22 protein-coding genes are annotated in these 24,535 nt (G+C 64.6%); 1 reads left to right on the top strand and 21 read right to left on the bottom strand.

Annotated elements, in window-relative coordinates:
- Position 1: 1 nt before the first annotated feature.
- The 20 genes from IPG63_05245 to IPG63_05150 all read right to left on the bottom strand — a co-directional run bounded on the left by IPG63_05245 (position 2) and on the right by IPG63_05150 (position 22,759).
- Positions 2-1,267: a glycosyltransferase gene (locus IPG63_05245; protein ID MBK6726656.1), complete on the bottom strand. Its 1,266-nt coding sequence runs from the start codon at positions 1,265-1,267 to the stop codon at positions 2-4.
- Positions 1,264-3,120, bottom strand: a complete 1,857-nt coding sequence (asnB, locus tag IPG63_05240) for an asparagine synthase (glutamine-hydrolyzing) (protein MBK6726655.1) — start codon at positions 3,118-3,120, stop codon at positions 1,264-1,266. The genes IPG63_05245 and asnB overlap by 4 nt, the downstream gene beginning before the upstream one ends.
- 34 nt (positions 3,121-3,154) lie before the next feature.
- Entirely contained in the window at positions 3,155-4,381 is a 1,227-nt protein-coding gene (locus IPG63_05235) for a hypothetical protein (GenBank protein MBK6726654.1), read from the bottom strand.
- 34 nt (positions 4,382-4,415) lie between these two features.
- Positions 4,416-5,159, bottom strand: a complete 744-nt coding sequence (locus tag IPG63_05230; GenBank protein ID MBK6726653.1) for an FkbM family methyltransferase — start codon at positions 5,157-5,159, stop codon at positions 4,416-4,418.
- A 31-nt stretch (positions 5,160-5,190) separates the two neighbouring features.
- Complete coding sequence (locus tag IPG63_05225; protein ID MBK6726652.1) at positions 5,191-6,135, bottom strand: FkbM family methyltransferase; 945 nt, start codon at positions 6,133-6,135, stop codon at positions 5,191-5,193.
- Positions 6,136-6,163: 28 nt separating this feature from the next.
- Positions 6,164-6,910 carry a class I SAM-dependent methyltransferase gene (locus tag IPG63_05220; protein ID MBK6726651.1) on the bottom strand — a complete coding sequence of 249 codons (747 nt, stop codon included), beginning with the start codon at positions 6,908-6,910 and terminating at the stop codon, positions 6,164-6,166.
- A gap of 63 nt (positions 6,911-6,973) precedes the next feature.
- Complete coding sequence (locus IPG63_05215; protein ID MBK6726650.1) at positions 6,974-8,248, bottom strand: ABC transporter ATP-binding protein; 1,275 nt, start codon at positions 8,246-8,248, stop codon at positions 6,974-6,976.
- A 309-nt stretch (positions 8,249-8,557) separates the two neighbouring features.
- Complete coding sequence (locus IPG63_05210) at positions 8,558-9,421, bottom strand: ABC transporter permease (GenBank protein ID MBK6726649.1); 864 nt, start codon at positions 9,419-9,421, stop codon at positions 8,558-8,560.
- A complete protein-coding gene (galE, locus tag IPG63_05205; GenBank protein MBK6726648.1) occupies positions 9,418-10,419 on the bottom strand; it encodes a UDP-glucose 4-epimerase GalE in 1,002 nt (333 codons plus the stop codon). Before galE ends, IPG63_05210 begins: the two co-directional genes overlap by 4 nt.
- Entirely contained in the window at positions 10,416-11,432 is a 1,017-nt protein-coding gene (locus IPG63_05200; GenBank protein MBK6726647.1) for an NAD-dependent epimerase, read from the bottom strand. Before IPG63_05200 ends, galE begins: the two co-directional genes overlap by 4 nt.
- On the bottom strand, positions 11,433-11,768 hold the full coding sequence (locus tag IPG63_05195; protein MBK6726646.1) for a MarR family EPS-associated transcriptional regulator: 336 nt from the start codon (positions 11,766-11,768) through the stop codon (positions 11,433-11,435).
- A 111-nt stretch (positions 11,769-11,879) separates the two neighbouring features.
- Positions 11,880-12,383: a hypothetical protein gene (locus tag IPG63_05190; GenBank protein MBK6726645.1), complete on the bottom strand. Its 504-nt coding sequence runs from the start codon at positions 12,381-12,383 to the stop codon at positions 11,880-11,882.
- Between the two features lie 301 nt (positions 12,384-12,684).
- Positions 12,685-13,965, bottom strand: coding sequence for a nucleotide sugar dehydrogenase (locus IPG63_05185; protein MBK6726644.1), 1,281 nt, complete (start codon positions 13,963-13,965; stop codon positions 12,685-12,687).
- A 40-nt stretch (positions 13,966-14,005) separates the two neighbouring features.
- Positions 14,006-15,412 carry an O-antigen ligase family protein gene (locus tag IPG63_05180; GenBank protein ID MBK6726643.1) on the bottom strand — a complete coding sequence of 469 codons (1,407 nt, stop codon included), beginning with the start codon at positions 15,410-15,412 and terminating at the stop codon, positions 14,006-14,008.
- A gap of 48 nt (positions 15,413-15,460) precedes the next feature.
- Positions 15,461-16,009, bottom strand: coding sequence for a hypothetical protein (locus IPG63_05175; protein MBK6726642.1), 549 nt, complete (start codon positions 16,007-16,009; stop codon positions 15,461-15,463).
- A gap of 198 nt (positions 16,010-16,207) precedes the next feature.
- Entirely contained in the window at positions 16,208-17,338 is a 1,131-nt protein-coding gene (locus IPG63_05170; GenBank protein ID MBK6726641.1) for a hypothetical protein, read from the bottom strand.
- Entirely contained in the window at positions 17,338-18,807 is a 1,470-nt protein-coding gene (locus tag IPG63_05165) for a J domain-containing protein (protein MBK6726640.1), read from the bottom strand. The genes IPG63_05170 and IPG63_05165 overlap by 1 nt, the downstream gene beginning before the upstream one ends.
- A gap of 12 nt (positions 18,808-18,819) precedes the next feature.
- Positions 18,820-21,045: a polysaccharide biosynthesis tyrosine autokinase gene (locus IPG63_05160; protein ID MBK6726639.1), complete on the bottom strand. Its 2,226-nt coding sequence runs from the start codon at positions 21,043-21,045 to the stop codon at positions 18,820-18,822.
- A gap of 101 nt (positions 21,046-21,146) precedes the next feature.
- Positions 21,147-21,869, bottom strand: coding sequence for a polysaccharide export protein (locus tag IPG63_05155; GenBank protein MBK6726638.1), 723 nt, complete (start codon positions 21,867-21,869; stop codon positions 21,147-21,149).
- Positions 21,870-21,958: 89 nt separating this feature from the next.
- Positions 21,959-22,759, bottom strand: a complete 801-nt coding sequence (locus IPG63_05150) for a capsular biosynthesis protein (GenBank protein MBK6726637.1) — start codon at positions 22,757-22,759, stop codon at positions 21,959-21,961.
- A 145-nt stretch (positions 22,760-22,904) separates the two neighbouring features.
- On the opposite strand from IPG63_05150, the gene IPG63_05145 reads away from it, so the two are divergent.
- On the top strand, positions 22,905-24,041 hold the full coding sequence (locus tag IPG63_05145) for an undecaprenyl/decaprenyl-phosphate alpha-N-acetylglucosaminyl 1-phosphate transferase (GenBank protein MBK6726636.1): 1,137 nt from the start codon (positions 22,905-22,907) through the stop codon (positions 24,039-24,041).
- Positions 24,042-24,154: 113 nt separating this feature from the next.
- On the opposite strand, the gene IPG63_05140 is transcribed toward IPG63_05145, so the two are convergent.
- Entirely contained in the window at positions 24,155-24,349 is a 195-nt protein-coding gene (locus tag IPG63_05140) for a hypothetical protein (protein ID MBK6726635.1), read from the bottom strand.
- Between the last annotated feature and the right edge of the window lie 186 nt (positions 24,350-24,535).

Below are 24,535 nucleotides of genomic sequence, written 5' to 3'. Positions count from 1 at the left end.
GTCAGGCCGCAGCTGCACGTCCGAGCACCTGATGGTAGAGGTTGAGATACTCATCGACGACCTTGTCGTCATCGAAAAGGTTGCGCACATGCTCGATTCCGATCAGGGCCATCCGACTCCGCAGCAACGGGTCCTCGGCAAGCTCGCAAATCGCTGCAATGGCGCCTTCTATGTCTCCGCGTGCAACGACGCGCCCACCGGCACCATCAATCACCACTTCCGGGATGCCGCCGGTGTCGAATGCGACTACCGGCGTGCCGCAGCCCTGCGACTCGGCAGCGATGCGACCGAAGGCCTCGGCTTCCGACGTCACTAGCGTCAGGTCGGCGATGCCGTAGCAGGTTGCCATGTCGGAGGGTGAATGCTGGAACGGTAGTGGTACAGCTCCCTTAAGATCGACCGAAAAGCTGTTCGCATTGGGGCCGATCACCAGAGGGCGGATCCGTGCAGTAGCGGGGACCCCCGACAAGATTCGCCTCGCATCACGCGGAGCTTGGAAGCTGTTCAGACCATTGACGGTTTGCCCGGCCAGCAAGACCCCGATTTCGTCTGCTGCAATGCCGAGCTCAACGCGTCGGCGGGCGCGCTGCTCAGCATCTAGCGGCCTGAAAACGCCCAGGTCGATTCCGTTGTAGATCCGCGACATTGACTTGCCGGCGAAGATTGGACTTTCGTTTACTGCCCGCAGCAGCCAGTCTGAAATCGCGACGGCATGCAGGTCGGCACCTTGAATCGCTCGGCGCTTTCGAAGCCAGTTGAAGCGCGTACCGTCGCGCGGAATGCGCGGCACCCGTTCGAGGTCCGGGCAGGAGCCGCAGCCCGAGCGCCAACCTTGGCATTGGTCGAAGCAGGCGCAATGTCCGGTCAGCAACCAGTTCTCACGAAGCGTAATGACTCCCGGCACCTCGCGGGTCAGCAGCGGAAGCGCGGCGATGTCCGCATACCCTGCCGAGCCCCACAGCGAATTGAAGTGCACGACGTCGAAGTGGTTGCGGATCCGCTGGCCAAGCGCGCGAAAGCTTGGGTTGTAGATGTCCTGCCAGCCGAATCGGTGTTCCAGTGCCCTGGCCAATCGACGAGAACCAGGCACTCCCCGCACATAGGGGATCGCCTCGACCCCAAGTTGATCAGTCCGGCGCTCACCGACAAACATTGTCGATTGATGACCGCGGCGGCGGAGGCCACGATGCAAGCCAAGCACGCTGCGCTCGGCACCGCCGCCTGCGTCCGCTGCGTGAACGATAGCCACGCGAAGCGTTGAGGTCATGCGCCTTGCTGCAACCGCCATTCGGCGAGCACGAGCAGCGCCCAGAGTCGATGTCCATGATCGAGGTTCTTGCGATGGGCGCTCACCATCCCGCGAATTTCCTCGAGGTCGAACCAATCGTCCAGCGCGGCGTTTCGGTCGAAAAGGCGTTCTTGAAGCGTAGCCTTGGCGTCCGCCATCCAGTCCCCGACGGGGACCGAGAAGCCCTTTTTCGGCGCGACCAACGCCTCCCAAGGATAAAACTGGCTTGCCACACGCTTGAGCGCGTACTTCCCGCACGAGCCAAGGGTGCCGTCAGGTGCCGCCGTGGCGCGTAGCCGCAGATTCGGAGGCATGCGAGCGACGGTTTCCAGCAACAGGTGATCGAGCAGAGGCACGCGCACTTCGAGGCCATGGGCCATGCTCGCGATGTCGACCTTCGCAAGATTGTCGTTCGGCAGATAAGTCTCGAAGTCGACCTGCTGAGTGCGGCTCAGCACGTCGCCCGCCGGTGCATGCGCGAACTGCAGGCGATTCCATTCAAGCGTGGCGCGCGTTCGCAGGCGGTACTCGCTTCGCCACAATCGTTGGCGTGCGCCATCGTTGAACCACGGGGAGCGGTCGTACCATGTCTGGGCCAGGTCGGGCGCTGCGGTTAGCAGCCCGACATGACGCAGCAGGTTTCCCGCGGCTCTTCGAATGCGGCGTGCGCGTCCGTGCAACGCGGGATACGCGTCCACCAACTTCGGGAAGTACGAATAGCCGGCGAAGACCTCATCGCCACCATCACCGGAGAGCACCATGGGCACCTCACGTCGGGCGGCCTCACAGACGCGCCAGGTGCAGACTGCCGAACTGTCCGCAAAAGGCTCGCCGTAGTGGTGGACGAGCCTCGGCAGCAGCTCAATGGCGTTCAGTCCGACGGCCTTCTCGTGATGGTGAGTTCCGGCGATATCGGCAAAGCGACGCGCCGGCTCGCGCTCGTCAAACTCCGGTGCGTCGAAGCCGATCGTAAACGTTCGCAGCGGGTTGGCCAGCTCGCGAGCCGCATAGGCGACGACCGTGCTCGAATCAACACCACCGGACAGGAAAGCGCCGAACGGCACGTCGGCGACGAGATGCGAGCTCACGGCATCTTTCAGCGAGGCATCCAGCGACTCGATCCACTCCGTCTCGGAACGGTGGGAGTCTGGCTGCCAGTTCAGGCGCCAATAGCGAGTGGGACCCTGGACGTATCCGTCGGCACCGATGATCAGATGATGGCCCGGCTCAAGCTTGCGCATGCCACGATAGATCGTGAGCGGCGCCGGAATGTATTGCAGGTGCAGGTAGTGATCGAGTGCATCGAGATCGACGCTGCGATCCAGCCCCGGCCACGCTCGGAATGCCTGGATTTCGGACGCGAAGGCGATGCCGTTGCGGTCGAGGGCATAACAAAGTGGTTTGATGCCGACCCGGTCGCGCGCCAGCAGCAGGCGCTTCAGGCGCCCGTCCCAGAGCGCAAATGCGAACATGCCGCGCAGATGATGCACGACATCGGCACCACACTCCTCGTATCCGTGCACGATTGTCTCGCAATCGCCGTTGCTGCGGAACCGATGGCCTCGCGCCACCAGTTCGGCTCGCAGCTCGCGATAGTTGTAGATCTCACCGTTCGCTACCAGCCAGATGGTCTCGTCTTCATTCGACAGCGGCTGTCGACCCGTAGCAGGATCGATGATTGCAAGACGTCGGTGCGCGAGTGCGACAGGGCCTTCCAAGTGGACGTCGCCGCCATCGGGGCCGCGGTGTTCGAGCCGCGCATTCATGGCGTCGGCCACGTCGCGCCGCGCTGGTCGGCGGTCAAAGTGCAGATGACCGGAGATGCCGCACATCAGCGCTCAGAATCCGGTTTGCGCAATTGCATGTTCAAGCGTTCAACGCCGCTTCGTCGACGTCGAGGAAGGCGGCGAACCTGCTACGGAATACCTCTGGACTGAACTCCTGCCGAATCGCCTGAATGCGCGCGTCGGCGCAACTCGCAAGAATGTCGGCATCCATCAGACGCAAGAGAGCGTTCGTGATTGATCCTTGATCGAGAGAACTGCAGCATGTGCCAATTGGGTACCGGGCAAGAAACCGGGGCAGAGATGCCCATTCGGGCGCATGAATGAGAACCGGCAAGTCGGCGGCCAAATAGGTGGACAACTTGGTGGGAAAAGACAACCTTGAGAACGGCGCCCAATCCGGCTCAAAGGGTTGCGGAAGGTAGCCAACGTCGCATTCGGCGAGCGCTGCCACTGTTGCTTCGGTGGATGGCAGCCAGCCCCTGTATTCGATGCGTCGGCTGGTGGTTGCCTCAAGCGTGAAACGTTGCCCGAATAGCCTCAGTATTACTGGCCTGCCCCGCAATTCCCAACCTGCCTGATCCAGCGCAGCGAGCAATGCGTCGAACGCGCTTCGTGCGCTCACGCTTCCAGCGAAGCCGATTATCAGGCACGAATTCAGCTGTCGAAGGCCCTGCGCCAGCGGCTTTTGCGCTGGCGCGATGCCGTGCCGGAGGATAACTGCGCGCACGCCGAATACGGCCTCGTACGACGCCTGCATCTCTTCGCCGATCACCGCGCAGCTTGTGGACGCATGAAGTGCCCTGGAGAAATCGGTCTTGAGCACCAGCGAAGTGAGTCGGTCGACGTTGAAGTGGCGCGTGTTGTGATCGATGTCGTCCCAGACCACAAGTCGCAGCGGTACCTGGAGATCGCGAGCGACGCATTCGGCCAGCTTGATCGAAGCAGGGGCGTCGAGGACTGCCCACAGCTCCTGGACGCCTTGGGCCCGGCCCCAGTTGACGCATGACCTTCGCGCGTGAATAAGGGCACGGCCGTTCGACACGGTCAAGGACACCCACTTGAGGAATTTGCGAAAAGGGTCCAGCTGCCGGCCCAAACCGGCTGCATACGGGACATGGACCCAATGAACCGGAACGTCTGAAATGCCTCGACTGTCGCCGGAGCGGTCAGTCTTGCTCGTCAGGACCGAAATGCACAGGCTGCCAATGGGGAGCAGTGCGCAGAGGTCCGAAAGTATGATTCCGCCGACGCCGTCCGGGACAGGTGGAGTGCAGGTCAACAGCATCCGCTTGCGGCTTACAGGCACGCTGGCTGCGCCCACAAAGCTGGAGCCCCTTCGTTCAAGAGGGACTCGCGTTCCCATTAGGTGCGATGAACACTGCGTCAATCTGGAGCAGTCGACCGTCGCGCACGACCGGATCGAACAAGTTGGACAACACGTACCCGTGTGCATCCAGAAGCTCGAAGTATTCGCCGAGCCTGGGCTGATGCTCGTACGTCGGGCATGCGATCAATTCGAGATAGACCAGCCGGATTCGACCGGACCCCAGCATGTTTCCAGCACCCTTTAACACCGCAAGTTCGAAGCCTTGGACGTCGATTTTCAAGATATCGATTTTGTCGATGCCATGCTCCTGACAGAAGACGTCGATCGTTGTCGATGCGACTTCGATCTCGGAAACAGTTTCCAGCAGGCCGCGTCCCCAGTGTTGCACCGCTCTAGCGTCGGTTCGCAATACTGAACTTGTGGCGGGAGCAGCGTTTGCGTTGAGAACGACCGGTCTACCATCTGCGCTAACCGCGAGCTGAAACAAGCGTGCGGTATCGGTCTTCAGGCGTTCGCGAAGCAATTCAAACGACTGGGGATTCGGTTCAAAACAGCATATCTGCGCCTCAGGAAAGAGCTTCCGATATACGGTAGCAACCTCGCCTGTGAAGGCACCGATGTCGAAGATCATCGGACTCGCTTCTTCAACCAGTTGTCGCTGCCACTCAAACGCTCCAGGAATGCGAAACTCCTTCTGGCGCAACTCGTATCCAAAGCGGAGTAGCACCTCTCGAACCAGACGCTTGGCAAGCTTCATCTTGGTGTCGCCACCGAATGCATCGAATCGTTCATGGTCGCATTCTCCAACCTCGCGACCGCAACAGTCGTTCGTTGTCCTGGGCGAGGCGCTTGGTTGCATAAAGATTGACGTAGGGATACTCGGCCCTCAACGCCTCGGGGACCAGTCTGTTCTTGGCAACGTCGTAGTTGCACACGGTGTATCCGAAGCTGACCAACCGTTGATAGACGTCACTGCACTCGTGCCCCGCTGACCGCGCCGCAGCATCCGTGAACTCGACCTGCAGTGTCGGCGCGTCAGGTCTGGACAGGCTCTCGGCGGCGCCGTCGAGCACGCACAATTCCCAGCCTTCAACGTCGATCTTGATCATGGTCGGTGACGGGTTGGACCCCGGCAGATCATCCCACCGCACAGTCTCCACAGTCTCGACAACAAGAGTGGAACCGGCGATTGGCGCTGCGAACGACCCCCAAGCATCGTGGCCGTCAATCGGAATGTGAATTCCCTTGGACTCAGCGCGATTAGAAAGGGCTCGGCTCTCGACAACGACGTTTGTGAGTCGGTTCAGCTCAATGTTCTCCAACAGTCGGCGTCTGGAGGTCGAGCCCGGCTCAAAGGCGAGAACCGTGCCCGAAGGGCCAACTGTGGCTGCCGCCAACACCGTAAACAAGCCGATATTTGCGCCAATGTCGACAAAGCAATCTCCAGGACGAAGGAATCGTTGGAGAAAGATCCGTTCTGAGCGCTCGTATTCATGGAGGAAGATGCTCTTTGCGACCTCGCTGTCCGGATGCAGGCGGAGGACTGCCCTGCGTCCAATAGAGACGTCCACGTGTGCGCCCTGCTCCACACGCGCTTCCCAGAAAGCCGTCTTCTTGGCATAGCGCCGAGCGTCAATTGCGCGAGTGAACTGGGTTCGGGTCGACTGGATACTCCATAGGATCCTGGCGCCCAACGTCCCGTTGCGAACGTGTACAACAATCTTTCTCAGCATGGCTCGCAGACTCATGATTCCGAGTTGCCTAGGCGTGGCGCGTCTGAACCGGCAAGAGATCGGGAGAGAGTTGCGCGTTCGCTAGCGGTTGACGCGACGCGATGAAGATGGACCTTTGCAGCGGAGCACCATGGTCGGCGGGATTGTTCCAGTCGACGGGGAACTCGGCGTGATTCGGTTGCGTGAGCGGCGTGTATACGTGTGCGAACCGCTGCTTCAGATTGGAGAACAGCCATGCTCGAGTTGGGCGACACCCTGTCCCGGAATAGGCCTGAGTTGGATTGTTCGAGGGTTCGGAGACCTGGTTGATCGCTTCGGATTCTCCGAACGCCACACAGGTTTCGAGAAAGACCAAGTCGCCGGCGACTCTGTCGATGAGATCAAGCACACGACCCGGGTCGCTCACGTGATAGAGAAGGCCATAACAATGCACCACATCAAACATTCCATTGACCGATGATTCTTCGCCTTCCACGTCAAGTAGCGCTGTCGCGCAGGAAGGGTACCTGTTCCTCAAGATGCGGAGATTCTCTTCCCTTGCGTCGGTCGCTGTAACACTGCAATTCCGGTCCAAATAGTAATGCGTATGGTCACCGATTCCCGCTCCTAGCTCCAAGACGGAGCGGCCGTGAATGGCGATCCCCAGGCTCGCCAAGTGTTCAAGACGCCGCGCATTGTGACGCTGGTAGTACTCCGACTGGAACGAGTTTGCGATTGTGCTGGGTCCAGTTCGCAATGCGCGCAGTCGACGACCAATCATTGATGCAAGTGACATCGGACGCCCTCGGGATTTGGTTGTTCCATGTAGTGCGGCGTGGCCAAGCGCTCGATCACGTCCCTATTCGAGGGGTACCGCGGCGCTCCAAGCATGCGGTGTGGCAATGAGATACCGACTCGCTTGAGGTGGGAGGCCAGACGCAAATACGTCGCTTGGCTCGACGCAAAGAATGCACAGAGTGTCTTTCCGCCAGAGGTACTCGACACCAGGAATAGCGAGTCCAAGCCCGAGCACGTACTCGCCTGCGGCAAGTGGGAATTGGTCGAAACTGCAGTCAACGCTGTACCGACCTGGGGCGACCGAGAACGGCAGGACATGGTCTGGCGTGGTCGACGTGAGCAGCAAGGATACGCCGTCGGCCGTGCTGATCTGCAGTACCGCAGCAAAGCTGCGGTACGCGCGCGAGACTTCGAACCCAATCCGAAAGCGCAAGCTGTCAAAGGTTGTGGCTTCAGCGAGCGCTTGGCCGCAGCGGTCCAGCAGCTGCAGGCTGAAGACGCGTGTTTCCGCAGGAAAGCCGCTGATGGCGTCATCGTGGTAGAGGTAGCCTGGCCGCTGTTGAGCGTGACCGCTGAGCTCGCTGGTGGCCTGCAGGTAGTCACCGATCACGGCACCGGGCTCGCCCTGCATCGCCACCTGCCCGCCACGCATCCACACTGCCCGCGTGCACAGCTTCTGCACCGCCGCCATGTTGTGGCTGACGAACAACACCGTGCGGCCTTCGCGGGCGACGTCGCCCATCTTGCCGAGGCAGCGTTTCTGGAACTCGGCGTCGCCGACGGCAAGCACTTCGTCGATGACCAGCACGTCGGGTTCGAGGTGGGCGGCGACCGCGAAGGCGAGGCGCACGTACATGCCGGAGGAGTAGCGCTTCACCGGGGTGTCGATGAACTGTTCGACGCCGGCGAAGGCGACGATCTCGTCGAACTTGCGCACCACCTCGTGCTTGCGCATGCCGAGGATGGTGCCGTTGAGGAACACGTTCTCGCGACCGGTCAGCTCGGGGTGGAAGCCGGTGCCGACTTCGAGCAGGCTCGACAGGCGGCCGCGCACGAGGGCGCGACCGGTGGTCGGTTGGGTGATGCGCGACAGGATCTTGAGCAGGGTCGACTTGCCGGCGCCGTTGCCGCCGATGATGCCGACCGCCTCACCTTCGGCGATCTCCAGGTTCACGTCGCGCAGCGCCCAGAACTCTTCCGGAGCGGCGCTGGTCTGCGCCTTGCGACCGCCGAGTCGCCGCGCGATGCGCGCGATCTGGTCGCTGAGCGTGCGCTCGTGGGTCTCGCCGAGGCGATACATCTTGCCGAGGTTCTCGATCTTGATGGCGGTGGTCATTGACGAGGACGCCCTTCGACAGGCTCAGGGCGAACGGGGGTTGTGGGGCAGCGCCCTTCGACAGGCTCAGGGCGAACGGGGGTTGTGGGGCAGCCCCTTCGACAGGCTCAGGGCGAACGGGGGTTGTGGGGCAGCGCCCTTGGACAGGCTCAGGGCGAACGGGGGTTGTGGGGCAGCGCCCTTCGACAGGCTCAGGGCGAACGGGGGTTGTGGGGCAGCGCCCTTGGACAGGCTCAGGGCGAACGGCCTCTCTCTGCTGGACGCAACCGCCCTTCGACGAACTCAGGGCGAACGGAGACGGGCGAGTCATCAGATGATGTCCGCGAAGGTGCGTTCGGTGCGGCGGAAATGCACGAGGCCGGTGATCAGCAGCAGCACGACGATCGCCAGCGACAGCAGCATCGGTCCCATCGCCGGTGGCGCCTTGCCGAGCAGGGCCCAGCGGAATCCTTCAACCACGCCGACGATCGGGTTCAGGCTGTAGATCCAGCGCCAGTGCTCGGGTACCAGGGTGGTCGAATACGCGATCGGCGACGCGTACATCCAGATCTGGGTCATGAACGGCACCAGCAGGCCGATGTCGCGGTACTTCACGTTCAGCGCGGTCAGCCACAGGCCGATCGCGAACGCGGTCAGCATGGTCATGGCGATGAACACCGGCAGCAGCAGGATCGCGACGCCAGGCACGATGCGATACCAGGCGAGCACGACAGCGAGGATGCCGAACGCGATCGCGAAATCGATCAGGCCGGAGACGGTCTTGCTGATCGGGATGATCAGGCGCGGGAAGTAGACCTTGGTCACCAGGTTCGAAGCACCGACGATGCTGTCGCTGGTGCCGCTCAACGCCCGCGCGAAATACAGCCAGGGCAGCAAGGCGCACAGCGTGAACACCGAGTACGGATAACCTTCGGATGGCAGCTTGGCGAAGCGGCCGAAGACGATGCTGAAGATCGTCATCAGCACGATCGGCTGCACCACCGCCCAGGCGATGCCGATCGCGCTTTGCTTGTAGCGCACGCTGATGTCGCGGCGAATCAGCAGGCTCAGCAGGTCGCGATAGGCCCAGATCTCGCGCAGGTCGGCGCGCAACGAGCGCACGCCGCTGCCAATCTCGGTGACATGCTGATGGCCGAAGACCTGGTCGTGCAGCGCGTCGTCGCGCGTGTTCATGCCGACGCCGCCTCCGCGAGCATGCGGTCACGGCATTGCAGCCAGCGCCAGGTCGACGCCACGATGGTTTCGAGATCGGGATGGCGCGGCACCCAGCCGAGCTCGTTGCGGATCTTGCTGGCGTCGGCGACCAGCATGGCGGGATCTCCGGCGCGGCGGGGTCCGACCGTGCACGGAACCGCTCTTCCGCTGAGCCGCTCGGCGGCCGCAATGACCTCGCGCACCGAATAGCCGAGGCCATTGCCCAGGTTGTAGGCGCGAAGGCCGGGCGCGGCGCTCTGCATGGCATCGAGCGCCAGCAGATGCGCGTGTGCCAGGTCGCTGACGTGGATGTAGTCGCGCACGCCGGTGCCATCCGGGGTGTCGTAGTCGTCGCCGAAGATCGCGAGACTTCGCAACCCGAGCGCGGCTTCGAGCGCCAGCGGAATGAGGTGCGTCTGCGGATCGTGCGCCTCGCCGATGCCGGCTTCGGGTTCGGCACCGGCGGCGTTGAAGTAGCGCAGCGCGGTGGCCCGCAGCCCATGGGCATGGGCGAAGTCGGCGAGCATCTGTTCGACCATCAGCTTGGACTGGCCGTAGGGATTGATCGGTCGCTGCGGATGGGTCTCGTCCAGCCGCTGCTGCAGAGGGACGCCATAGGTCGCGCAGGTGCTGGAGAACACGAAGCGGTCGACGCCATGGTCGCGCATCGCCTCGAGCAGCGAGAGCGTGGCGGCCACGTTGTTGCGGTAGTACTTGCCCGGATCCAGTACCGACTCCCCCACCTGGGCGAACGCGGCGAAATGCATCACTGCATCCGGCCGCCACTGCGCGAACGCGGCATCGAGCGCTGTGCGGTCGGCGGTATCGGCGACGATCAGCGGACCCCAGCGCACCGCCCAGCGATGGCCCTGCGAGAGATTGTCGAACACCACCGGCGTATGCCCGGCCTCCGCCAGCATCTTGCACGCGTGACTGCCGATGTAGCCGGCGCCACCGGTGACCAGCACCACGCTCATGCACCGACTCCGTAGTAGCCGCGATACCAGTCGACAAATCGCGGTATGCCCTGCTCGACGGTGATCTGTGGTTCGTAGCCGGTGGCGAGTGCGAGGTCGTGGCAGTCGGCTTCGGTGTCGGGCACGTCGCCGGCCTGCAGCGGCAGCAGCTCGAGCGTGGCCTTGCGGCCGAGGCACTGTTCCAGCACTTCGATGTAACGCAGCAACTGCACCGTGCTCGTGCTGCCGATGTTGAACAGGCGATAGGGCGCGCTGCTGGTGGCCGGGTCGGGTGCGGCGGCGTTCCACTGCGGGTTCGGCTGCGGCGGGCGATCGAGGCTGCGCACGATGCCTTCGACGATGTCGTCGACATAGGTGAAGCTGCGCTTGTGGTGGCCGTGGTTGAAGACCTTCAGCGGTTCACCGGCGAGGATGGACTTGGTGAACAGGAACAGCGCCATGTCCGGTCGGCCCCAGGGGCCGTAGACAGTGAAGAAGCGCAGGCCGGTGCAAGGCAGGCCGAACAGATGCGCATAACTGTGCGCCATCATCTCGTTCGACTTCTTGGTCGCCGCATAGAGCGTGAGCGGATGCGCGGTGGCCTGATGCTCGGAGAACGGCATCGAGGTGTTGCCGCCATAGACCGAACTGGTCGAGGCGTACACCAGATGCTTGACGCCATGACGGCGGCAGCCTTCGAGCACGTGCAGGAAGCCGGTGATGTTGCTGGACACGTAGACGTGCGGATTCTCGGCGGCGTAACGCACCCCGGCCTGGGCCGCGAGATGCACCACGGTCGCCGGCCTGTGCGTCGCGAACACCGTCTCGATCGCGGCGCGATCAGCGAGGTCGGCGCTGACATGCCGGTAGTTCGCGTGCGCCTGCAGCCGCGCCAGCCGCGCCTGCTTCAGCGTGACGTCGTAGTAATCACTGAGGTTGTCGAGGCCGAGCACGTGCTCGCCGCGTGCGAGCAGACGCTCGGCAACGTGGTACCCGATGAAGCCGGCGGTGCCGGTGACGAGGATGGGGTTCATTCAGGCGCGGCGTACATGGCTGCGTTCGACCTCTTCGCGGAGTTCGGCGATTTCGCGTTCGAGCTGCACGTATTCGTCCTGCTTGCGGCGCAGGAAGGTGCTGGTCGCGTTGATCTTGGCGCGCAGGCCGCTGGGGGTGAGCACGTAGGCATAGGCCAGCTTGTTGTTGCTGGTGCGGAAGTTGTTGACCTTGACCCAGCCCTTGTCGATCAGTGCACGCAGGCAGTAGTTGGTCTTGCCGAGCGAGAGGCCCAGGCGTTGCGCGATCTCGCGCTGCGACAGCTCCGGATGTTCGGTGAGCTGGCGCAGCAGGCGCAGTCGGAGTTCGTCGTTCATCGGGTGCCGGGGACGCTACCGCCCTGCGATGCAGGCCATTCCGCAGGGCCGTTGTCTTGTTGTGGCACGTCGTCGCTGCACGCGGCGACGTGGTCGCGGCCGGGGCCGCGCTTACAGTTGCAGAGCCAATTGCGTGCGCGGCACCACGATCTCGCGGCTGCAGCCGAGCAGTTCCAGCAGCAGGCGCACGCGATCACCGGACTCGCGGCAGCGGAAGATGCCCTCGAGTCCGCTCAGTGCACCTTCGGTGATGCGCACGCGTTCGCCGGCGACCAGCTCGGGTGCTTCCAGGCGCACGTAGCCATCGTCAGCGTCGATGCGGCGCTGGATGCGCGCCACCACCGCATCGGGCACGCGCGTCGGTTCGCCGCCGAAACGCACCAGGCCGACCGCGCCGCGCGTCGAACGCACGGCTGCGAGGGAGGTGGTGTCGGGATCGGCACGCAGGAACAGGTAGCGCGGAAACAGCGACTCGACCCGCGCTTCCAGGCCGCGCGCATTGCGCAACATGCGGCGCACGCGCGGGAACAGGCATTCGTAACCCTGGCGCGCAAGATGTTCCTGCGCGACCGCCTCCGCACGTGGTTTCGTCAGCACCGCAAACCAGGACTGCACGCGATTTCCGCCCTGCGTTCAAGCATTGAACGCAACCATAGGCGATGGGCGCGAGGTTCGCAAGCCGCGCACGAACCGACGACGCGAGGCCGATGTAGGGTGTGCGCCGCATCGCGGCGCGCACCGTCGCGGATTCACGCGGTCATCCTGCGGCGCGCACCGTCGCATTCCCGCCCGCATCGCCGCGGTTGGATTGGTGCGATTGCGGGATGGTGGGACAAAGGTGATGCGTGACCTTGGGATGGTGCGCCTCGCGGTGCTCGGCACACCCTACGCGCATCATGCCTGTCGGCGGGTTGGTTCAAAGCCGCGCGTCGACGGCGTCCTTGGGGAACAGGCTCTTGATGTCGTAGATCACGGCGCGGCCATTGGCGAGGCGATGCAGGCCGTCGACGCCGAGATCGCGGAAGGCGTCATGCGCAACCGCGACGACGATGGCGTCATAGCTGCCAGGCGCCGGCAGTGCGGCGAGCACGTCGAGCCCGTATTCGCGCTTCGCTTCGGCGACATCGGCCCACGGGTCGTGCACGTCGACACGGGCGCCGAAACTTTCGAGCTCACGCACCAGTTCGACCACACGGGTGTTGCGCAGGTCCGGGCAGTTTTCCTTGAAGGTGAGACCGAGCACCAGCACGCGCGCGTTCGCGACTGCATGGCCCTTGCGTACCATCAGCTTCACCACTTCGGCGGCGACGTGTTGGCCCATGGCGTCGTTGATGCGCCGGCAGGCGAGCAGGATGTCGGGGTAGTAGCCGGCCGACTGCGCCTTCTGGATCAGGTAGTAGGGATCGACACCGATGCAGTGGCCGCCGACCAGGCCGGGCCGGAACGGCAGGAAGTTCCACTTGCTGCCGGCGGCTTCGAGCACTTCGCTGGTATCGATGCCGAGGCGGTGGAAGATCAGCGCGAACTCGTTGATCAGCGCGATGTTGGCATCGCGCTGGGTGTTCTCGATCACTTTCGCCGCCTCCGCGACCTTGATGCTCGGCGCGCGGTGCGTGCCGGCGGAGATGATGCTCCGGTACAAGGCATCGACGCGTTCGGCCGCCTCCGGCGTCGAGCCCGAGGTCACTTTCGGAATCGAGGCCAGGGTGCGCTGGCGGTCACCGGGATTGATGCGCTCGGGGCTGTAGCCGACCGTGAAGTCGATGTTGAATTTCAATCCCGATGCGCGCTCCAGCTCCGGCACGCAGATCTCTTCAGTCGCGCCCGGATACACGGTCGATTCATAGATCACCAGTTGGCCGCGCTGCAGTACCGCGCCGATCATCCGGCTGGCGCGGATCAGCGGCGTAAAATCCGGCCGCTTGTGTGCGTCGATCGGCGTGGGCACGGTGACGACGAAGGTGTTGCAGTCCGCGAGAGCCGCTGCGTCGTCGCGGAAACGCAGTCGCGCGGCAGCGTTGATCTGGTCGGTCTCGAGTTCGCCGGTTCGGTCGTGGCCGCGGCACAGCTCCTCGATGCGCTGTGCGTCGATGTCGAATCCGAGGGTATCGAACCGCTTGCCAAACTCGGTTGCGAGCGGCAGGCCGACGTAGCCGAGTCCGATGATGGCGATGCGATGTTCTGGTGCTGGCGACATGCGTGTGTCCGTGAACCGCGTGATCTTGCCAGAAACCGCTTCAGGGTCCAGCGTCGGGCGTTGCACGCGTGTCCTGCGCGGCGTGGCCATTGCCACGACGCGCCGCGAAGACGATCGCGAGCAGGAGGGCAGTGACGGTCGCGATCGCGGTGGTGCGAAGCGGATAATCGACTAGCGAATGCAGCAGCACCAGCCAGACGCTGAACGTGGCCGCGCGTCGCCACGGCGCGTATTCGCCTTGCGACCGCCAGGCGGCCAGGGTGGCGCGCAGCAGAATCAGCAGTGCAACAAGCAACAGCAGCAGCATCGGCAGTCCGCCCTCGAGCCACCATTCGGCCCAGTCGTTGTGGGCGCGGTTCACGAAGAACGCGCTGCGTTGCTCGGCTGGCTCGAACTGCACATAGGTCACCGGAAACGTTCCGGCTCCGGCGCCGGTGGGTGCGAGCGCGCGTGCCGCCTGCAGGGTGTTGGCGGCGATTCGCCAGCGCATGTCTTCAAATGGGTCTTGCTGCACGCGGTCGAGCAGTCCGACCAGGCCGTACTGAATGCCGAACACCAGGCCCAGCAATCCCGCCAGCGCCAACCAACGGCGGGCGCCAGGCGCGTGGGCGCGCAGCGGAGACTCCTGGTGATTGCGCCAGGCCAGGGCCGCGGACAACACGACCGCGACAGCGGCGAGCAGCAGCCCTGCACGCGAGCGACTGACCGCGATGCCGACCAGGAGCAGGACCAGAATCGTGATTGCGACGCCGAGGCGGGTGTTGTGGGTGAGCACTGCCATCTGCCGTGGTCGCGGCCGCGTCGCGCTGATGATCCATGCTGTCGCCAGTGGCACGGCCAGTGCCAGCAGACTGGCGAAGTGATTGCGGTTCGCAAACGGCCCGACCGCTTCGAGCGTGTTGGTATGGGTATGCCAGCGCAACGGACTGTGCTGACCGCCGGCGAGTTGGGCGAAGCCGATCAGGATGGCGAACACGCAGATCAGCAGCAGTGCCTGCACCATCCGCACCCGCGAATGGCTGTCGAGACCGAGCGCGGCCAGCGCCAACGCAATGGGTGGCAGCCAGGCCAGTGCCGCGCGCAGCGTGGCGGTGGCATCGAAGGTGATCGGTCGCCAGCCGACGGCGACGCCGGCCGCAGCAAGATCGGCTGCGATCGCCGCTCGCTCGGGCAGCCTCATCCACAGCGTGGGTGGCAGCGGCAACAATTGCAGCGCAATCCAGGTTGCCATCAGCAGCAGCCAGGCCAGGGCCAGGCGTGCGCCCCGATCGAGCGCCTTGGGATGCAGACGCATCAGTGCGAGCCACAGCAGCGGCAGTGACAGCATTTGCAATAGTTGGTCGGCGGCCAGGCCCTGGCGCGTACCGCCACCCATCAGGATGGCGAGTGCGAGCAGCGCGCAGCCGGCGGCCAGCGCCAGGCGCTGGCCACGCAGCGCGGTCAGCACGCCGGCCCCAAAACGACGCGGGCCGCTTCTCGCGGCCCGCAATTCTGGTCAGGGACTGACTGGTAGATCCTCGTCATCATCGTCCTCGAACAGGCGCGGCAACAGGAGCACCGACGGTCCGAGGATGCGCGCCAAGTTGTAGTTCGTTGCCGGCCCCACCTGCTGGGCGGCGATGATCGCGCAGAGACAGGGCGAGCGATCGGGAATGCGATATTCGGAGGACGCAGCCACCTCGGTGCGGCAGCCATCCCGAAACTCGACGACTGCACGGGCGTCGGACAAGGTGCGCACAATGTCGTCGACCGCGACCTGCTGACCGGCAGTCGCCTCGACGAGGCTTTCGCCGCGCACGAGCTGGAGCGCGCCGTTCGCTTCGGCGATCCGACCGATCGGGCCTTGCTCGCGGGAAAAATCGCCACACTCGCAGGGGAGCAGCTCGGGGATGGTGATGACCGTGCCGGCCTTGACCGCGATTTCGCAGCCTTCGAAATACTTGACCGTGGCAGACGAGTCCTCCATCGCCATCACTCGATCGTTCTTCTTCAGCGCTGTACCGTTCGGGGCGGCAACGAAGCGCTCGCCCTGGTTCACCAGCACGGTGCCCTCCGTCTGCGCGAGGGTTGCGTCCACGGTCGCGGTCGATACTGGATCAGCAGCCAAGCAGCTGCCGGCAATGCACGCGGCACTGAGCGCTGCGATCCGCCATGTCATCGTCATTGCGACCTCCTGGTCTCGCGGTGCGAGCTGCACCCAACCGGGTGCGCGCACGATCCTCGCACGGGCGACGGCGGGCGGTCAATCGCGTCGACGGATGCGCAGCGCATCGAACCAGATGCGGCCGCCGATCATCTGTTCGGGGCGGATGCGCGCATCCAGATGCAGTTGCAGGGTCTGACCGGCGCAGGCCTGGGTCGGCACCGTGAACTCGACGCGGAAGTCGCGCCAGTCGCTGCTGCCGCGAAACGCTTCGCTGCTGCCCATCACGCCCGTGCCGCACAACAGCCGCCAGCGCAGGCCACGTTCGTTACGCAGGTCTTGGCTGCGCACCCGCCCTTCGAGCAGGTAGTCGCCGCCCGCCAGCGCCAGGCGCTGCTGCACGTGTTCAAACGCTACGCGGCGATCGAAGAACTCGATCAGTAGTGCCTGCCCGCCCAGCATCCCGCTGGTTTGTGCACGCGATATCGCGGCCCCGGGCACCGCGCGGAACTGCCAGTCGAACACCCCGCCGCTGCTGGCGTCGAACTCGAAGCCGCCGTCGTAGACATTGCCAATGCTGGCTCGGCGTTCGGCGGGCAATGCGTCGATCCACAGAAAGTAGGCCTGGTCGATCCGGCCTTCCTGCAACAGGCGCTCGATCCAGTAGCCGCGCTCCTCCTCGTGCAACGGCGCGTTCGCCTTGCGCAGGGGCTCGAACACCTCCCCGAGCACGGGCGCAAGACCCGGTTGCGCACTGAACCAGCGCAGGAAATTCGAGCGCCACGGCCGTTCGGACTGTCCCAGAAAGGCAATGAGCTCGGCGCGTGATCTCGGTGTCATCAGCAGCGCGCCCAGACCGGGAAACAGGTGGTGGGCGCGTCGCGGCGAGAGGCGCATCAGGTGATCGAGGTGGAACAGTGCGCGAGCGCTGTGCCCGGATCGTGCATGATGGTCGGCCAGCCAGAGATGGCTGGCACGATCGCGTGGTGCGCGGCGCGCGGCGATCTCGTGCAGCTCGATAGCGCGCGCATTGGTGCCCGCACCTGCGTCCATTTCGGCGAGATGCCGATACCCCTCGCCCGCCAGCGGATGCGCGGCAATCCGGGCGCGGATGGCATCGGCGTCGGCATTCGCTCCCGCCTCGGCATTGCCGCGGGCACTGTGCGCGATCAGTGCCGCCAACGCCGACACCAGTGCAAATGCGAGCAGCGCGCGCGCTGTGCCGCCCATCAGCTGCCTCCATCGTCGCGCGAGACCAGGCGCAACAGCCGCGACTGGCCGGCGTCGTGGATCAACTCGAACGCGATCCGACCGGAAACGGTGTGGCGACGATTGCGGCCATTGCGCTGGTAGCTCGCCTCGAAGCGCGCTTCACCGGCAACGCGGTCACCGACGTTGTGCCAGCGCAGGTCGTGCAGCCGGATCTCGCGGTGATTGGTGCTCCCGAACAGGCGAGAGTACTCGCCGGCGATCGAGGCGACATTGCGCGGATCGTTGTGCACTTCGCGCGCGAACAGCGCCAGCAGTCCGTTCAGGTCGCCCTGTGAGTAGCTGTGTGTGTAGCGATCGAGCAGGGCCAGGGTCTCGTCGCGACTGGGTCCGGCCGTGGTACTGGTCGCCGCGGGTACGGCGGGCGACGGTGCCGGGGGGGGCGCGCTTACTGGCTCGCTGGCGGCGGCCACGGGGACGATCTCGACACTGGACGAGGACGGCGGCGGCGCGGTCTCCGGGCTCGCATGGGCGGTGATCGCTGCTGGGGGCGCTGGCGGTCTCGACACGCGCAGCGCTGGCGCCGGCGGCAGAACGCGGCCGGGTGCAGGAGTAGGTGTGCGCTGCAGGACTGCGGGCGCTGCGACCGCCACAGCGGACGCTGCAGCCACGTTCGTCACGGCAGCATGTGCCAGACCTTCATCGTTCGAGCCCGCGACCATCGCGCTCGGTTCGGCTTGTGGCACCGTCTCGGTCGGCTCCGGCTCCGGCGGCTCGGACGAAGGCGTGGCGGCAGGCGCCGCCACGGCGCCGATGGTCGCATCATCCGGTGCATGCGCGCTGCGTTGTCCAAGCCAGAACGTGGTCGCCAGCGCGCTCAGCACCAGCAGGGCAATCGTCGCAGTGCGCCACGGCGATGCCGGGGGCGTGGGCGATGGCGCCAGTTGCGGTTCATGACGCACACGCTCACGGGGAATCGCGGCTGGCTTCCAGGCATCGACGTCGTCGACCGCGGGGCGCGGCGGCGGTGCCTCGCCATCGCCGAAATCCTCGACCGCAGGCATGACGCGGCTGGGCACGCCCGGTTCCGGCGAGTGATGGCGCAACTGCCGCCAGGCCTTGCTGACCCGGTCGGCGTAGACGCTGGCCCATTCGTCGCTGCGATCTGGATGCACCAGCCGCACCAGCAACTGGTGATGTTCGCGTATGCGTGCCAGCTCGCTGCCGGGCGCGAGGCCGAGGACGCGCCAGGGATCGTGCTCGCATTCGCGCGCGAGCAGCAGTTGTTCGATGAAGAAGCGCGCGGCTTCCACCAGCGTATTGCTGTCCTGTCCGGTCGCATGCGCCGCGCTCGCCAAGCTGTGTTCCTGGCCGAGTGCGAGACGCAGCACGCGGTCCACGCCTTCAGGCAAGGCGCGCGCGCGCATTGTCGCCAGATCCCGCGGCGCTGCGTGCAGCGCCAGCGCGAGATCGACGGCCTCCCAACTCATGGCCGTGCCGACCTAGCGCCGTCCGGCGAGCTTTTTCGGCGCTCCGCCATAACCGTAGTACTGATAGCTCTCGTAACCGTAGCCGCCATAGCCGTAGCCATAACCGCTGCTGCGCGAATCGAATTTGGTCAATACCGCACCGAGCAGGCGCGCGCGTGCGCCCAGTAGGCGCTTGATCGCGGCCTGGCCGGCGCCGATGCGGGCGCGACCGGATTCGACCACCAGCAAGGTGCCCTTGGCCAGGTTGCTCAGGATCGGCGCATCGGCCAGGCCGAGCACCGGTGGAGCGTCGATCACGATCTGGTCGAAGCGCTCCGCGGCCTGGGTCAACAGGCTGATCATGCGTGGGCCAGCCAGCAGCTCGGCGGGATTGGGTGGCAGCGGCCCGCTCAGCATGACCGATATTCCAGCCTCCTCCACGCGATGGATGCACTGCCCGGGCTTGGCCGCGCCGGAAAGGCAGTTGCTGAGACCGAGCGAGTTGTCGAGATCGAAGGCGCGGTGCAGGGAGGGATTGCGCAGGTCGGCGTCGATCAGTAGCACGCGCTTGCCAAGCATCGCGAAATTGCGTGCCAAGGTCTTCGCGGTGGTGGTCTTGCCTTCGCCAGGCACGGTACTGGTCACGACCAGAGTGGACGGCACGCCACTCTCGGTCGAGAACTGCAGTGCGGTGCGTACCGAACGATAGGCTTCCGCGAATCCCGAACGCAGGTCCAGCGAAGCCTGGTGAGGGGAGAGTTCTTTGCCGAGCTTGGGCACCACACCGAGATGCACCAGGTGCAGGCGCTTCTCGATGTCTTCCGGTGTCTTGATGGTGTCGTCCAGGTATTCGAGCAGCAACGCCAGCAGCACGCCGAGAAACAGCCCGATCAGCAGCGCCTTCATCAGGTTGCGACTGATGTTGGGCTCGAACGGACTGCGTGGCACCTGCGCGTTGTCGACCACCGAGATGTTGTTCGAGGTAACGCCGCCAGCAACGCCGATCTCCTTGTAGCGCTGCAGTAGCCCGTCATAGAGCTCGCGGTTGGTGGCGACTTCACGCTGCAGGAACTTGTAATCGATCGACCGTTTCTGCAGGTCGAGCGTGTCGGCTTTCACCTTGGCCAGTTGCTCGCGCAGCATCTGTTCCAGCGTGACTGCGGCGTCGTACTGGGCCTTCACGGTCTTCTTGATGTTGCCGGCCTCGATCGCGATCTGCTGGTCGACTTCATCGAGTTGCGCGCGCAGCTGCCGCATTTCCGGATATTCCGGCTTGTAGACGCGCAATTTCTCCTGGTAGGTGGCACGCAGCGCGTTTCGGCGCTCCTGCAACGAGCGAACCATGGACTGCTCAAGCATGTCATGAGGCAGGACTGCCGTGCCCAGCGCCTCGATCTGGCGCCAGCGTGCCTCGGCCTGAAAGCGCGCCCGCTGGGCCTCGGAAACCGCGCCATTCAGCGACACGACATCCTGGTTCGCGATCGCCTCGTTGTCGATCGAGAGGATTTCCTCCCGCTGCGCGAACTCGACCAGTTGCTTCTCGGATTCCTCGAGCTTGAGCTTCAATTGAGCCAGTCGATCCTCGAGATAACCCTTGGCATAGGAGGAAGCACCGAAGCGCCGCTCGAGATTGGTCGAGATATAGGCCTCACCGACGGCGTTGACGACACGCGCCGCGAAGGCAGGGTCCGGGCTGTCGAAGTGCAGCCGCACCAGACGCGAACTGCGCACCGGATCGACCGTCAATCCGTCCTGGACCGTGCTGGCATGGGCGCGATCGTCCACGGCTTTGGCCGCCGAAGCCTTATCCGGCGCCGAGCTCTTGCCGGCGCCGAACAGGGAACCGAACAGCCTGCGCCATGGCGAAGGCTGGCCAGGGCCGACGACGGCGGTATCGGAGCCAAGTTGCAGCGTAGTCGCCACCCGCTCGGCCAGGCTGCGACTGCGCAGCAGCTGGTACTGGGTCTCGTAGAACTGGTTGTCGCCACTCGACTCGCCGGGTGTCACACCTTCCATGTTCACGACATTGAGCTGCTCGCCTTCGATCTGGATCGTGCTGGTGGCGCGGTACATTGGCACCGTCAACAACGTGTCCACGAGGCCGAACAAGGTCACCAACAGAGCCGCCGCCAGTACCGTCCACTTGCGCTTGACCAGCATGCGCCAATAGTCGAGCAGGTTGGTCTCCTCCTCGCCTGGATGCTCGGCCTGGCGGAGCTCGGCAAGCAGGGAGCTGGGCGTGACAGCCGCAGCCGGCACCAAGGCTCCGCCCTGCTGGGGAACCACGACCGGGAGCGGCCGTCGACCTGCGTTGGGGTGGGGGGTGAGCTCGGGCATGCGCTTCCTTCAGGGTGGACCGCTCAGAGCACGGCAAAGCCGATGACGTTGCGCAGCCCGTTCACCAGCGAGTGGTAGGCGCTGCGCACACCAGAGCGCTCGACTACCACGATGTCGTCGCCGTAGATGCGCGGATCTTCCGCTTCTCCTGCACGGATGTTGCGGATGTTGAACAGCGCGGCCATCTTCTGGCCATTGATCTTGCGAAATACGATGATCGAGCGATCGTCGGCCATCGGGTCGAACCCTTTCACCATCGCGATGACCTGGAGCAAGGTGGTCGGGCCGGTGATCGGAAAGATGCCCGGACTTTGCACCGCGCCTTCGACAGTGATGCGCTGGCTCGAGTACTCCTTCACGAACACGCTGACTTGTGGATTCTGCAGGTACTGCTCGGAAAGCCTTTTCGCGATCTCGGCTTCGAGTTCGCTGACCGTCTTGCCGCCCGCCGCCACTGCACCGACGAGCGGCAGGGAGATGTAGCCGTTGCTGTTGATGCGCACGGTCCGGTTCAAGTCGGCGACCTGAAAGACCGAAACCTCCAGCAAGTCGAGGGCACCAACGCGATAGTCCGCGACTCCCGTGTAGGCACCCGACGCCGACGTCGTATCGGGGGGCGGCAAGGAATCCGTCGAAGTGACCGCTTTCGCCGTGCCGCTGCGGATTGCGCCGCCGCTGGAGGCACACCCGGCCAGCAACAACAGCCCGCACAGGGCCAGGCAGGACAAGAGCGGCTTCAGCGTCATGGACCAGCTTCTCCTTGGGTCACACACGATAGCGCGGGTAGAGCGATGCCACTGCGGTCACGTCGCAATCATGTGTTGCTACGCGAGCATTATGCCCGCCCGAACAGGCGATGCCAAAGACCGCTCGGCTGTGTGCTCGCCGCGTCGGCAGCTTGCGGCACCGGTAGCAGTTGGGCGGGTGCGGCGTTTTCGAGGATGCCGCGGGGACGCGTTTGCACGAGATGGGTGGCCTCGCTGTCGCCGACGCGCTTCGCGGCGGCAGCGCGCGCTTCCGCGAGCAGTGGCGGTCGCTTGTCAATGTGGTGGGCGTCGGTGGCGACGATGTGCACCAGGCCCTCATCGAGCATGCGTTCGGCCCAGTAGCGCGGACGCTTGCCGAAATGTCCGCAGAGCGCGCCGGCGGTGATCTGCATCCAGGCGCCGCCCTGTGCCATGCGCTGGAACACTTCGTAGTGGCCGTCGATCCAGGTCAGTCGTTCCGGATGCGTGACCACCGGGACGTAGCCGGCGGCGAGTGTGCTGAACGCCAGTTCCTCGAGCCGCGGCAGCGCGACGTGGTGCGGCGGCTCGAACAGAAAGTAGCGCGAGCCGGCCAGCGTCGGAATACGCCCCTGCTTCAGGCCTTCGAGCAGGTCGGGCACGACGTGCACGTCGGCGCCCGCTACCAGCCTGAGCGCGATGCCGTGGCGATCGAGCGTGAACTGCATCGCCGCGATCGCCCGTTCGATGCCGTCGGCATGGTTCTCGTACAGGCCGGGGTAGATGTGGGGCGTGCAGGCGGTGACGGTAATGCCATCAGCGACGGCAGCACGCGCCATGGCCAGCGCGATCTCCAGAGTGGGCGCACCGTCGTCGATGCCGGGCAGCAGGTGGCAGTGCAGGTCAATCACGGTCTTCGTATAACACGCTGGCATGCATGGATGAGGATGGAGACCCGCGCAAGGTTTGGCGGCGGGCTCGCGGCGCGATTGTCGGCACGCTGGGGTCGATGATACAAAGTGTCAGCGTCACGCCGAGTGCGCGATGGTGGGCGACATGGCATTCGAAGGCTTCAACGACATCGTTTGGCTCAGCGCCGCGATTGCCTTCGTCGGCACGATCGCGATCATGCTGCTGTTGTTTCCGTTCTGCCATGCGCTCGGTCTGGTCGACCACCCGCAAGGTCGAAAGGACCATGACGCGGACACCGCGGCTACCGGGGGCGTCGCGATGTACCTCGGTATCACCATTACGTCGCTGCTGACGCTGCAAGTGGGTGCGGCGTTGTGGTCGTTCCTTGGCGCCGGGTTGCTGCTGATCGTCACCGGCTGGCTCGATGATCGCTACGACCTGCGCTGGTGGTGGCGCATCGCGATCCAGGTCGGTGCCGCACTGCTCCTGTTCTACGGCGGCGGCGTACGCATCGAACAGATCGGCCCGGTGTTCGGGGCCGGGGCGGAGTCGCTTGGCGCGCTGTCGCTGCCGTTGACGGTGCTCGCGACCGTGGGTCTGGTGAACGCATTGAACATGATCGATGGCGTGGATGGCCTGGCCGGTACCCTGGTGCTGGCGACGCTGCTGATGGTGTTGATGGCCGCAGGCTATTCCGGCAACGGCATGCTGGTGCAGCGGGTGCTGCTGCCGATCGGTGCCCTGCTCGGATTCCTCGTGTTCAACTTCCGCTTTCCTGGGCGCGCACGCGCGGCAGCGTTCATGGGCAACTCCGGCAGCGCCCTGCTCGGACTGACCGTGGCCTGGAGCTGCTTCCGCCTGACCCAGAACGAAGGGCACCCGGTGAGCCCGGTGTTGGCCTTGTGGCTTGCGCCGGTGCCGGTGATCGATTGCCTGGTACTGATCGTGCGCCGGCTGATGGCGGGTCGCTCGCCGTTTTCGGCCGACCACAATCACATCCACCACATCATGCGCGACGCTGGCTTTGGTCCGGCCTCGACCGCGATCGGGCTTTCCGCCTTCACCCTGATCTGCGGTCTGGTGATCGGCCAGTGCCTGCGCTGGAACATCCCCAAGCCGCTGTTGCTGGCGGCCTACGGCGTGCTGCTGCTGCTTTGGTTTGGCGTCACCGCGAAGCGCGAGTGGGGCGTCGCCCTGTTCCGCGCCGCGCGCTTCTGGAGCCGCGCGCCGTCGCGCTCGCGCGATCCGGGCGATGCCGCGCCCGTCCGAAACCCCGGCTGAGCCGACTTGGGGGCCAAGGGCCCGTTCGGTCAAAAAAAACCCGCCATGCGGCGGGCAGAAGGGGGGAGGAGAAACGAGAAGGGTGGAACAGAAACAGTGCAGCGATGCGGGAATCAGGCGGCCAGACGGGAGAGCATGGCGTTGAGCTTGGCGCGACGGCCTTCGAGCAGCTCGAACTGGGTCGCGGCCGGGGTTTCCTGGTCGGGATGGATCAGTTCCAGCGCCATCTCGACCTTGCCGAGTTCGATCAGCAGGTCGTGATGCAGGGTGACGTCGTCGATGCCGAGCGTGGCGAGATGCATGTCCATGGTCCGATCTCCTGCTTCGAATGCGATGGAGATCATGCAGAAAGCGTGCCAGCAGTCACATGGCCGGTGTGAACGGTTCCACCCATGACCTTTGGGCCGGTTGTCGCGAATTGCAAACGGGGGCATGATCCAGCCCAGCTCGCTTTTGCGTATGCGATAGGGGATGCCGCGGGGGCGGCGCAGGGA

It is taken from the genome of Lysobacterales bacterium, from assembly GCA_016703225.1.
In the GTDB taxonomy this organism is placed as follows: domain Bacteria; phylum Pseudomonadota; class Gammaproteobacteria; order Xanthomonadales; family Ahniellaceae; genus JADKHK01.
This window is presented reverse-complemented; position numbering and strand designations above follow the sequence as displayed.

Bases quoted from the DNA above. Each gene is read 5' to 3' on its own strand.
- IPG63_05245 (MBK6726656.1), bottom strand. From the start codon at position 1,267: ATGACCTCAACGCTTCGCGTGGCTATCGTTCACGCAGCGGACGCAGGC.
- asnB (MBK6726655.1), bottom strand. From the start codon at position 3,120: ATGTGCGGCATCTCCGGTCATCTGCACTTTGACCGCCGACCAGCGCGG.
- IPG63_05230 (MBK6726653.1), bottom strand. From the start codon at position 5,159: ATGAAGCTTGCCAAGCGTCTGGTTCGAGAGGTGCTACTCCGCTTTGGA.
- IPG63_05225 (MBK6726652.1), bottom strand. From the start codon at position 6,135: ATGCTGAGAAAGATTGTTGTACACGTTCGCAACGGGACGTTGGGCGCC.
- IPG63_05220 (MBK6726651.1), bottom strand. From the start codon at position 6,910: ATGTCACTTGCATCAATGATTGGTCGTCGACTGCGCGCATTGCGAACT.
- IPG63_05215 (MBK6726650.1), bottom strand. From the start codon at position 8,248: ATGACCACCGCCATCAAGATCGAGAACCTCGGCAAGATGTATCGCCTC.
- IPG63_05210 (MBK6726649.1), bottom strand. From the start codon at position 9,421: ATGAACACGCGCGACGACGCGCTGCACGACCAGGTCTTCGGCCATCAG.
- galE (MBK6726648.1), bottom strand. From the start codon at position 10,419: ATGAGCGTGGTGCTGGTCACCGGTGGCGCCGGCTACATCGGCAGTCAC.
- IPG63_05200 (MBK6726647.1), bottom strand. From the start codon at position 11,432: ATGAACCCCATCCTCGTCACCGGCACCGCCGGCTTCATCGGGTACCAC.
- IPG63_05195 (MBK6726646.1), bottom strand. From the start codon at position 11,768: ATGAACGACGAACTCCGACTGCGCCTGCTGCGCCAGCTCACCGAACAT.
- IPG63_05185 (MBK6726644.1), bottom strand. From the start codon at position 13,965: ATGTCGCCAGCACCAGAACATCGCATCGCCATCATCGGACTCGGCTAC.
- IPG63_05170 (MBK6726641.1), bottom strand. From the start codon at position 17,338: ATGGGCGGCACAGCGCGCGCGCTGCTCGCATTTGCACTGGTGTCGGCG.
- IPG63_05165 (MBK6726640.1), bottom strand. From the start codon at position 18,807: ATGAGTTGGGAGGCCGTCGATCTCGCGCTGGCGCTGCACGCAGCGCCG.
- IPG63_05155 (MBK6726638.1), bottom strand. From the start codon at position 21,869: ATGACGCTGAAGCCGCTCTTGTCCTGCCTGGCCCTGTGCGGGCTGTTG.
- IPG63_05145 (MBK6726636.1), top strand. From the start codon at position 22,905: ATGGCATTCGAAGGCTTCAACGACATCGTTTGGCTCAGCGCCGCGATT.
- IPG63_05140 (MBK6726635.1), bottom strand. From the start codon at position 24,349: ATGGACATGCATCTCGCCACGCTCGGCATCGACGACGTCACCCTGCAT.